This window comes from Psychrobacillus sp. (genome assembly GCF_056205495.1).
Genome location: NZ_JBAEAP010000421.1, coordinates 1 through 10,321, shown reverse-complemented (window position 1 = coordinate 10,321; position 10,321 = coordinate 1). Strand labels below are relative to the sequence as shown.

Below are 10,321 nucleotides of genomic sequence, written 5' to 3'. Positions count from 1 at the left end.
GCAGACTGATAGGCAACTTGTTTAGCCATTTCTAAGTCATAAATTCTTTGATCTAGTAGCTCAATGGCATTTTGAAGAGAATTCAAATCCATTAAAACAAGTTGATCGCCTTTCTCTGCTCTTTCCTGTAGGGCAGGGAGTTGCTGGCGTAATTGATTAAGCTTTAATTCTCCTGCAACAATATATTTCTCTAGCTCCATAAAATAAGTAAAGTTTTTATCGTAGAGTTCCTCTAACGTTTGAGTAGAAGCTTTCATCTCTTTTTCATATTTCGTAATTTCAATAAAGACTTTGTCTATTTCTTTCCCCATTGTTTGATATTTATTGAAGAGCTTTTCAATTAGCTTCTCACCCTTTTTGAACACTTTGCTCAATAGAGATGGCTTTTCTACAAAATCTTTTTTATCGAACTTATCCATAATTTTACCAAGTTGCTTTAAAAGCTCGCTTGATTCTTCCATACTACTAGATTTAATTGTGTTTAAAATTCTTCCTGTAAAAGCAGAGATTTCATTTGCTGGCTCGCGACCAAACTCTAACAACTCTACTTGGTTTTTAGGATCAATTTTAGCAACCAATTGTAAAACCTGAGGATCTCTCTTCAATTGTGTTTTGAGTTCATTGCTTTCCTCTAAAAGCTGTTCCTTTTGATCCATTTCTAATTTTTCTAGTTCCAAACTACTTCAACCCCTATATCATCTAAATTTTTTAAAAATTTTACTTACTACATTCTGTTCTTTAAAAGGCTCATTGAAGGATCTATCATCCATCCAGTGCAGATCAAACGTTCCTTCTTGAACCCACTTTTCAATATCCAAATGTCCTTGCGGATTTACCAAGATAATATCTAAACCAAGATGATGCATGATACATAGAGCGTTTGCATCTGCTCTACTCAACTCGGGTCCTTTTTCTTCGTTATAAAGGAAGATAGTTGGAACAAATTGAGGGTAATCAAATGTTTGAAACAGACGAATAACAAAATCAGGTATAAACATTGATTGAGAGAACGCATATAATTGTAAATCCTCATTTGTTTCGTTTCCCTGAGGGATAAGAATTGGATCACGCACATGCTTAGCAATCGCTTCACCTATCGCTGTTTGTGTACCTGAAGGTAGTTTACCATAAGACCACCAATTAGAAGTTTTCATAATCTCAGGATCTAACATTCCGTCAGAGTTTAAAGCATTTCGATAATGAAACACTGGATTTGTCTTTTGTTCCTTAGTAAATGGAAATTGACGAATCACATGGGTATCCTCTCGAGAGGTTAAGGAATGCACGTTGTTCCAAAAACGCTTTCGATTGCGGTCTATTCCCATGTATTTAGCAAACACGACGGGAATAGTTACTTGCTGACTGCTTACTTGAAAGTGAGGTCGAATCATTGCTCTTTCTTTAGCTATTAAGAATGCTTCATCCTCAGTAGTTTTTAGCCTTAAGGAATTTATTGAATATGATTTAAATTGAAAGGGCTTATAAAGACCTGAATCATCATGATGTAAGAGTTCATTTATTTCTTGAGTAGCTCTAAAAGCAACTGTACCAGCAATTTTAGGCATCTCATTTGGAAATTCACTTGGTTTGCTTGCTATTTTGGGGAATTTAAAGGTATGTTCCTCATCTATCCCAAGCATTTGCATTGGCCAGGATTCATCGCAGGGATTAAATATGACGATATGAAATCCATAAGCTCCTAAAAACTTTAGAAACCATCTCTCACTAGGAGTAGCATCACCGTACCAGAGAAAACCGGGGAGACCAGTTTGAAAGTCTAATTTCTCTAAAACAGGCTCGACATGATTGAATATCCATTTAATCATATCAATCGTTATCCGTCGGTACTCATGGTGCTGTGTCCCTTCCACATAGTTAGATTGGAGCTGTTTTAATAAATCGATTAAAACAATCCTTATACGTCTATTTAAATCGGTATCATTGAGTTTTGGGAGTAAAAAATGACCTTCCAAAAAGGCAACCATTCGATTCGGAGACAGTCCTTTTTCCTGCCGATGTATTTCAAAAAGCTGATTAATAGCACGTAGTTTATCAGGTGCAATATTTTTATTAAGAGAATTAGTAAGATTAATCAGCTTACCATCAGAATCATTTAATTGTGTATGCAAAATAGTAAAATACTCATCTTCATCCATAGAAACACCAATAAATTGGCATAATAACTGGGGATATGTCAGGCTATCTTGATCGACTGTCACTATGCTAGGGTCTTCTAAAGAGTTTTTTAGCCATTTCCCAATGTTAGATGAATCCCACGACTGCATCCTTATTGGATTTAACTTCACCATGGGTTTTACCTCCTGTTAATACATATTATAACAAATATTATGAACTTTTTTTATTATTTCCTCACCTGCCAATACACCAGTTTGGTCGGTTACTTGGACGTGAGAAGGGAGGTGCGAATTATTTAATATAACTTCTCCATGCTGAGGGATGAAACCGTAATCAGCACTTAAAACCATATCTAAATCTAATAATGAATCACCTGCTGCAATTACTGTTTCTGCCTCTACTCGATCAGCTACAAACTCAAGAGCGAGAGATTTGTTAATACAATTAGGCATTACGTACAACTTTCTTCCTTGTTTAGACAAGGTGAAGCCTTGCTTGTAAAAGAGTTGGGATAGGTCTTCCAAGTCCTCAACTGTAAATCTCTCCTCATCTATAATCATATACACAAACCAGTTCTCTGCCTGTAAGGACTTTAAGACGGAGCCTCTTTGAATATAAGGTTCAATCTGTGAGAGCACGTGAGCGACGGAGGTACAGTCGTTCTCGAGCTGTACCTCTATTTTATCAGACCATTCCGAAATAGGTTTACCATTTTCTAATATTACAGCTCCATTGGAGACAATGGAGTATGTCGGCTTCTCCTGCGGATTATACAATCTAAATAAACGTTCATATTGTTTGCTAGTTCTAGTAGTGACCGGCAAAAATTCAATGGAAGAGGAGAGTTCTTTAAAAATTTCTAGCCCTGCCTTTGTCATGAATGCTGCCGGATTATTCTCACGCCACTCCACTATGGCTAAATCTTGTTCATTTACTTCGAGACCTCTAGATTTTTTACTATATATTAGTGTTCGATCTAAATCACTCGCAAATAGAATAGTCATATTAATTCCTCCGATTCTATAAGCCCAATAGCACGATAATAAAGGTCAGGGATTATTTCAATAGGTATATTTTTTTCTTGGCATAAGCTTAAAATATGCTTAACAGCTTCATCATTTTCATCTCTTAAGAGAATTTTATGAGGTTTCCTTCTTAATAAGGTTCTAGTCGTTTCCCCAATACTAGGCTTTACTTTGGTGAGGTCAGAGTTTTTGTAATATTTGTGTGCGATTTCTTGAGCTACCTGCATGCCTGACCAGGTTCTTTCGTTCTTTACAGGGAATTCATTGAACTGCTTTAGAATATTTTCCTCTTGAGCAGAAAAATGAGCAGTTATTTGATCGACAAAGGAGTTGGACACATCCTCATCCTCAAGCTCCGCGTAATACTTGGCCCCATGAAAATCTTCTGATGACTGATAGGCGTTATTTAGAATAGTTCTACTGATTAATCCAGATACAGTAGAATTTAAAAAGGCATTAGGTATTAGTATATCTTCTCTTGTGCTATATAACGTTGCACATCCACCAGGATCAGAAAGGACTGCAAGATCATCGTTTAAGTGAAGACCTTGTTCATTCAATTGTTGAACGGACTTGGTCAACTCTTTTTGAATGGCACCTTTTCCTGTCCAACCATCTACAAATTGTAAGTGATGGTTAGGGTATAAATCACGCACTGTTTTTATAGCATTTTCGTCAATCCCTTTTCCTCTTAAAATGGATACGCTAAAATGTGGCCAGTCTAAGCCTAAAAAAGTACGAGCATATCGTCTCATTAAAATTCCTACTGGGCTTCCTGCACGTGCCAAGGAAATGATGACGACTTGATCGGTTCCTGCATATTTGTGTACGCGTCTAGTGACAATGCCTACTAATTGAGCTATATAGCTAGAAAGCTGGTTCATAGCCTGATTGTATAAACGAAGATACTCTGGAGAGGGTCGATATTCTATAGGTAAGGACTCAGAGTAATGCTGCCCTAAAGAAAATGCCTTTTCTCGATTATCTATATTCGATTCAATTTGAACTTTGGACATATCCTTTAATAAGAAGGTAATGTCTTCTGGTGAGTAACTAGTTTTAACTAAGTGATCAGTCTTAAGCATCATCTAATCCCCCTTTGTTAGCTGGCGATGTAAGGGATAACCATGTGACCGATCCTTTGCCGTGTAAATAGCTTAGTAAGGGAGTCCAGGTTTCTTTATTTTTAACAGACTCTGCAACTACTAAGATTTGCTCAAATTCATGTTCTGCAACGTTATATAAGTATTGTTCAACATCATTGGAATCAGGCAAAATAAATTTACACTTACTTTTGATTGGATAATGTTCTTCGTTTTTTGCATAGATTGGGCTTCTAGTCGTTGTTTGGATCTTGGTATGTTTACCTAGTGCGAGAGCAATGCGGCTTGGAATATATATGTTTTCTCCTATGCCTATTACAAGTGTTGGTTTATCTCTATTTAATTTCAGCTTTTCAAGTAATTTATGTATCCAGTCGTCCATTGCGGCATGGTTTTCACTCGTCAGGCCAAATCTACCAGTGAGAGTGCTATAAATTGCGTGTTCGCTAAAATAAGGTGTGGTGCACTGAGAGGGGATGTCATCCTCTAAAGACACTTGAACTTCTTCTCCACCTTCTAGGTAAGGTATGGCTTCCTCGTTGATGGTAGCTGTATTGTGTAGAGTGAATTGACCAGAAAGAATGGAAATTATTTCGGCATGAATCCCATTTTGTTTCATTAAGTCAGTAAAGTTGTTTATATTTTCTACACTTCTCCAATCCAGAATAGACAATATTTTAAACTGCTTTTTTGGGAACTTTTTATTTAAGGATATAATTAAATTGGAAAGTGTGAGGCCAGAGGTTATTTCATCATCGATAAGTACAATCGTTTCCGCTTCCTTCAACACGTTCTCTGAAGCATATACTCGGTGAGAGGTAGCATGAGAATGCTCTTCTTCAAAAACAAAAGAAGGGGAGAGATTGATGATTTCTTCACGCGTAGTATGAATATACTGAGCCTCATCAAAATGATTAAAAACAGCATGACCTAAACCGGTGGCAGTTTCTGCAAAGCCTATAAAGACAGTATTAGTCGGTAATTTAACCTTATAATTTAAAGAGCTAAGGCTAAGCTTGCGGTCTGACTGGCCTGAATCAATCATTTGAATAATATCCATTAACTGTGGATGAGCAGGTAAACCTTCATTTTCCATTAACATAGAAGCAAGAACAGTACCAGTTCCTAGTGAAAGAGAAGGGTCTACTGGTAAGTGCTTCCCGAGCAGCCGACTAATAAAGAGAAATTGTCTTTTTTTATTTATTCTTACTCCCATTTCAAAAAGCTTATCTGGATTAAGGTTGTACGGATTGTTTTGAACATCAATGGTTAGCTTTAAATTTCCATGTAAATTATATGTTCTTGATGTAGCCGATAAAGTCGTGTGTGGTAACATTTTCATTTAGCACCCCATATATTTCTGCTTGCGCCAGTATTTTTACAGCCCAACTATAATGAGGTTTAACCTCATTCATTTTATTTTTTGAAGGGCTACTTAAAATTCCATTATTTCCATATCTGTTTCCAACGATTATGCTAGCGTCGTCAAACGTCTCCTTAGAAACAGGATAGACAGCGTTAACGATATCTACTTGGCTTGGATGAATACACGTTTTACCGTAAAAGCCATTCAAAAGGTCTAGTTGAACTTCTTCCCATAAGATGTCCTTACTTTTATCATCAAAGTATTCAAATACAGGACCTGAAATTATAAAGTTATCCTCATAGCGTCTAAACGTGTTTAGAATTTCTGTTAAACAATCTCCAATTAATTGTAGCTCGTAAACAGTTCTATTATATGGCCGTCTAAGGCTAAACAGGCTAGAAAAGTCTGTTGCCCCAACTCTAATGGTTAATATAAGACGTTCGTAATTCAAGAAAATCGTATAAAGCTTTTGGAGCTCCTCTTGTCGAGATTCTTTATAAATAATCTCTTTTGATTCAATAATAGGCAAACCATATAGCGTAACGGATCTTGCTTGATTTAAGGAATCCAAGTATGAAAAGAAATCATTAGCATTAGTAGAATTACATTTAGGGAAGACTATGCCCGTGATAAGGTCTAAATCATTTCCTAACTGACTAGCAATTCTCTGTAACTGGTCTACACTTCGAATTCTTATAAATAGGAGGGGCAAATCATACTGTAGGGTAGCATTTGCGCTGATTGCTTCAGCTAAGGTGTGCAGTTGTTCTACTACATTGTTTTCGGCTTCTGCTAGCGAGTTATCTGAAATAGAATCCTCTAAACACATAATTACACTAGTAAGATTTTCAAAAGACTTCTTGATTAATTTTGAAGAAAAATTACTCATTAGGCCTGGAATATATAAAGTGGCACCCATAGCAATCCCCAATTTTAGCTTGTCTGTCGTTTTTGAAAATTCTTTAGGAGGGAGATGAAAAAAATTATTCACTTCATTTTCACTTAAACCCTTAAAATGTCTGATGGTAATCACTCCTTGAAAGAAGAAGGGGCTATAGGTCACCCAAGTTCTATTAAATATACTCTTTGTAAAAAAAAAGCAAGGAGAAAACCCTTGCTTTAGAAAAGATTTAACTAGTTTAAGCCAAAGTCAGAAACTAAAGCTCCTAATCCACCTTGGTAGCCACTACCAATTGCATTAAATTTCCACTCATTGTTGTGGCGATATAATTCACCTACAACTACTGCAGTTTCGATTGAGAAATCTTCTCCTAAATCGTAGCGAATCAGTTCTTCCTGAGTATCTGCATTGATAATTCGTACGTATGAATTATTTACTTGACCAAAGTTTTGACCTCTAGCCTCTGCATCATGAATAGTAATGCTAAAAGCAATTTTTTCAATAGAACTTGTAACGTTTGCAAGGTTTATATTAACTTGCTCATCATCGCCATCGCCTTCACCTGTGCGATTATCTCCTGTATGAACAACTGCTCCATTACTACCTGAAGTATTGTTATAAAAAATAAAATCAGCCTCAGATGCACATTTTCCACTGCTATTTAATAAGAAAACAGAAGAGTCAAGGTCGAAGTCGTTTCTGCCGTCATATTTGTTTGTATCCCAGCCTAGACCTACAATAATGTTTGTTAACCCTGGATTACCTTTAGTTAAGTCTACCTTTTGTCCTTTAGATAAATTAATAGCCATGTTTATATCCCACTCCTTATAAGTATTTGTTTGCTATAGATGAAATATCAGTGTCTGCTGTACCTTCTCCAATAGCCGAGAATTTCCACTCTTCACCATCGCGATATAGCTCCCCAAGGAAAAGTGAAGTTTTCCCAGAATAATTATCAGAAAGATTATAGTGCACTAGTTCTTGTCTTGTATCGTTGTCCACTAAACGAATAAATGCATTTTTTATCAAGCCAAAATCTTGTTTACGTTGTTTTGCTTGGTAAATATTAACGACAAATAAAAGTCTATGAACAGAACTTGCAACTGATTTAAGGTTTACGTTAATTACCTCATCGTCTCCGTCACCATCTCCGGTACGGTTGTCACCCATATGTACCACGCTGCCATTGTTAGAAGTTTTGTTTCCAAAATAGATTAATTGTTGTTTGGAAGATAACTTGCCATTTTCGTTTAAAAGTAGAACTGAAGCGTCACAGTCTATAGCAGCACCACTAGAACCACCGCCAAAAAGACTACCTAAAAACCCTCCGCTTTTTTGACTTACTGGATCCCATCCAAGTCCTACCATGACACTTTTTAAAGAAGATCTGCCTTTAGTAAGATCAATTTTTTGTCCTTTTACAAGATTAATAGCCATTGATAAACCTCCCCAAATTTCTTTATTTAATTAATTTTACGTAACTACCGCTTAAATAGTTTCATTAAGTAATAAAATTTTTATCGTTATTCATACTAATATATTTTAACGTTTTATATGGGAAATTGGAAATATATAAGCCGATATCAGAACAAAGACTGTGACAATTTAAACTCGGTTTCTGCTTTCTCCTGAAGTTTTCAAGCAGAGCCACGCAGAAGTTAAGTGTGAGTCACTTGTTGCTTCATCAGAGCTTTACTGCTTTTGATAGAGAATAGCGGCATGCCCTAACGTTTTAGCTGCTGTTAACATGGCCTTTTCATCGAAGTCAAACATCGGGCTATGATGTGGGTAGACATCTCCATCAGGCATAGCTCCAGTGAAGAAAAACGTGCCTGGAATTTGTTCGAGATAGTAACCATAATCTTCACCAATCATTAAAAGCTCCGATTCCTGTACTTCTTTGACATCTGGGATCTGTCTTGCTATTTCAGCAAGATATTCTGTTTCTTCTTTATGGTTAATAACTGGAGGGTAGCCTCTTTCATATGTGAGGGTATAGGTACAACCAGCAGTCAGACAAGTTCCGTCTAACACGCGTCGTAACTCATTCTCCATTAAATCTCTTACAGCAGGAGTAAACGTTCTAATGGTTCCGCTCAATTTAACCGAATCAGCGATAATGTTAAATGCATTGTCGGCTACAAATGAACCGACAGAAAGAACAGCCGACTCAACCGGATTGACTCTTCTTGAGACAATTTGCTGCAAATTAACTACTAGCTGAGAAGCAGCTAAAATGGCGTCTTTTGTGTCATGAGGATTAGCGCCATGACCACCACGCCCTTGAATTTTGATGATAAACCGATCTGCTGCAGCCATAATTGGGCCGGAGCGATAGGCAATTGTGTGAAGGGGAGTTTGAGACCATAAATGCGTACCAAAAATTACATCTACGTTCTGTAAGCAGCCAGCTTCTATCATTGGTTTTGCGCCACCTGGTGCGTATTCCTCCGCATGCTGATGTATAAATACGTATTCTCCGCTCAGTTTATCCTTTAACTCATGTATAGTACGGGCAAGAATGAGCAGTGTAGCAGTATGTCCATCATGTCCACAGGCGTGCATTACACCAGGTACTGTAGATTTATATGGAACTTCCTTCTCATCTTGAATGGGAAGAGCATCAAAATCTGCACGCAAAGCAACCGTTTTCCCGGGGCGCGCGCCTTTGATTCGTGCCACAACACCGTTTCCGCCTACATTGGCTTCAAAAGGTATACCGAGTTGCAAGTAAAAGTTCTGAATATATTTTGCAGTTCGTATCTCTTGAAAGGATACCTCAGGATGCATATGTAAATACCTTCTAATTGTTACCATGTCATTAAAGCCTTCTTCTAATCTTTTAAATAAATCCTTAGTCATCTTAAAACACCTCTTTTATAGATTTTTGTTAACCAATTCCTTCTAAAAATTATAACAGATAATAGAATGTCTATTTAGAATTGTTTAAATTATCTTTTTTTAATTAGGCGCATATTTTACTACAAAAATCACATCATACAACTGTAATAATTTATTGAAAAGGAGAAAATAAAATGATAAAAAAGATGAAGATATTAATCGCTATTCTTATAATAGGGTTTTTAACAGCCTGTGGAAATGATGACGCTAAGGATGACAAAACAACAACAGATACCAATACAACGGATACAACTAAAGATGAGAATATGGATCCTAATGCTACTGTTGATACCGGAAATGATGGAGAAATTGGAGAAGAAGAAGGAAAAGACGTTTCTACAAACGGAGATCAAAAGGTTGATGTAGCAGATGACGTGGCTGCAAAAATTGCAGAATTAGATGAGGTAGATGCTGCTCATGTGTTAGTGACAGATAAAAATGCATACGTTGCTGTTAGAGCAAAAGAAGGAACAGAAGATAACGAGGAGTTAAAAACTCGTATATCTGAAAAGGCTAAGGAAGGAAAAGGAAATTTAAACTTTGAGAACGTGTATGTATCTTTGGATCCTGATTTTGTTGGCCGTATGGAAGAGTATGGGACAAAGATTAAAGAAGGGGAGCCGGTTGAAGGCTTTTTTCAAGAGTTTAATGATACAGTACACCGTGTATTCCCAGACGCACATTCACCTGAATAAAAAAAGCGAAGAGGTAATTCTCTTCGCCTCAGACTGTAGACAAACTCCAAAAATTTTGGAGTTTGTCTACACTCTTTTTTCTTTTAAAATAGAAATAACGCGAGGAAGAGTTGATTTCCGCTACGAACGGACGCTTTCCGCGGGCACGGCTTCAGCCGCTTCCCTCGCTGCGCTCAGTCCAGGGTCTTCAGCTC

The 10,321-nt window shown here is 37.0% G+C and carries 10 protein-coding genes; 1 reads left to right on the top strand and 9 read right to left on the bottom strand.

The annotated features are described in order from the left end of the window. The 9 genes from AC06OU_RS12390 to AC06OU_RS12350 form a co-directional block, all read right to left on the bottom strand. Positions 1-677: toxic anion resistance protein (locus tag AC06OU_RS12390; RefSeq protein WP_475856129.1), on the bottom strand; the 677-nt coding region annotated here is incomplete at its 3' end. Between the two features lie 18 nt (positions 678-695). Further along, complete coding sequence (locus AC06OU_RS12385) at positions 696-2,309, bottom strand: YceG family protein (protein WP_475856127.1); 1,614 nt, start codon at positions 2,307-2,309, stop codon at positions 696-698. A 15-nt stretch (positions 2,310-2,324) separates the two neighbouring features. Beyond that, positions 2,325-3,140 (bottom strand): HAD family hydrolase, encoded by an 816-nt coding sequence (locus tag AC06OU_RS12380; RefSeq protein ID WP_475856126.1) that lies wholly within the window; start codon positions 3,138-3,140, stop codon positions 2,325-2,327. Next, entirely contained in the window at positions 3,137-4,249 is a 1,113-nt protein-coding gene (locus AC06OU_RS12375; protein ID WP_475856124.1) for a cysteine protease StiP family protein, read from the bottom strand. Before AC06OU_RS12375 ends, AC06OU_RS12380 begins: the two co-directional genes overlap by 4 nt. Further along, a complete protein-coding gene (locus AC06OU_RS12370) occupies positions 4,239-5,606 on the bottom strand; it encodes a phosphoribosyltransferase family protein (RefSeq protein WP_475856122.1) in 1,368 nt (455 codons plus the stop codon). The genes AC06OU_RS12375 and AC06OU_RS12370 overlap by 11 nt, the downstream gene beginning before the upstream one ends. Beyond that, the gene (locus AC06OU_RS12365) at positions 5,557-6,621 is read right to left on the bottom strand and encodes an HpcH/HpaI aldolase/citrate lyase family protein (RefSeq protein WP_475856120.1); all 1,065 of its coding nucleotides are present in this window, start codon (positions 6,619-6,621) and stop codon (positions 5,557-5,559) included. The genes AC06OU_RS12370 and AC06OU_RS12365 overlap by 50 nt, the downstream gene beginning before the upstream one ends. Positions 6,622-6,764: 143 nt before the next feature. After that, a complete protein-coding gene (locus AC06OU_RS12360) occupies positions 6,765-7,340 on the bottom strand; it encodes a TerD family protein (RefSeq protein WP_169360186.1) in 576 nt (191 codons plus the stop codon). A gap of 16 nt (positions 7,341-7,356) precedes the next feature. After that, positions 7,357-7,968: a TerD family protein gene (locus tag AC06OU_RS12355; RefSeq protein ID WP_169360185.1), complete on the bottom strand. Its 612-nt coding sequence runs from the start codon at positions 7,966-7,968 to the stop codon at positions 7,357-7,359. 255 nt (positions 7,969-8,223) lie between these two features. Next, positions 8,224-9,393: a M20 family metallopeptidase gene (locus AC06OU_RS12350; protein ID WP_475856118.1), complete on the bottom strand. Its 1,170-nt coding sequence runs from the start codon at positions 9,391-9,393 to the stop codon at positions 8,224-8,226. A 173-nt stretch (positions 9,394-9,566) separates the two neighbouring features. On the opposite strand from AC06OU_RS12350, the gene AC06OU_RS12345 reads away from it, so the two are divergent. Next, positions 9,567-10,127 (top strand): YhcN/YlaJ family sporulation lipoprotein, encoded by a 561-nt coding sequence (locus AC06OU_RS12345; protein WP_475856117.1) that lies wholly within the window; start codon positions 9,567-9,569, stop codon positions 10,125-10,127. Positions 10,128-10,321 lie beyond the last annotated feature (194 nt).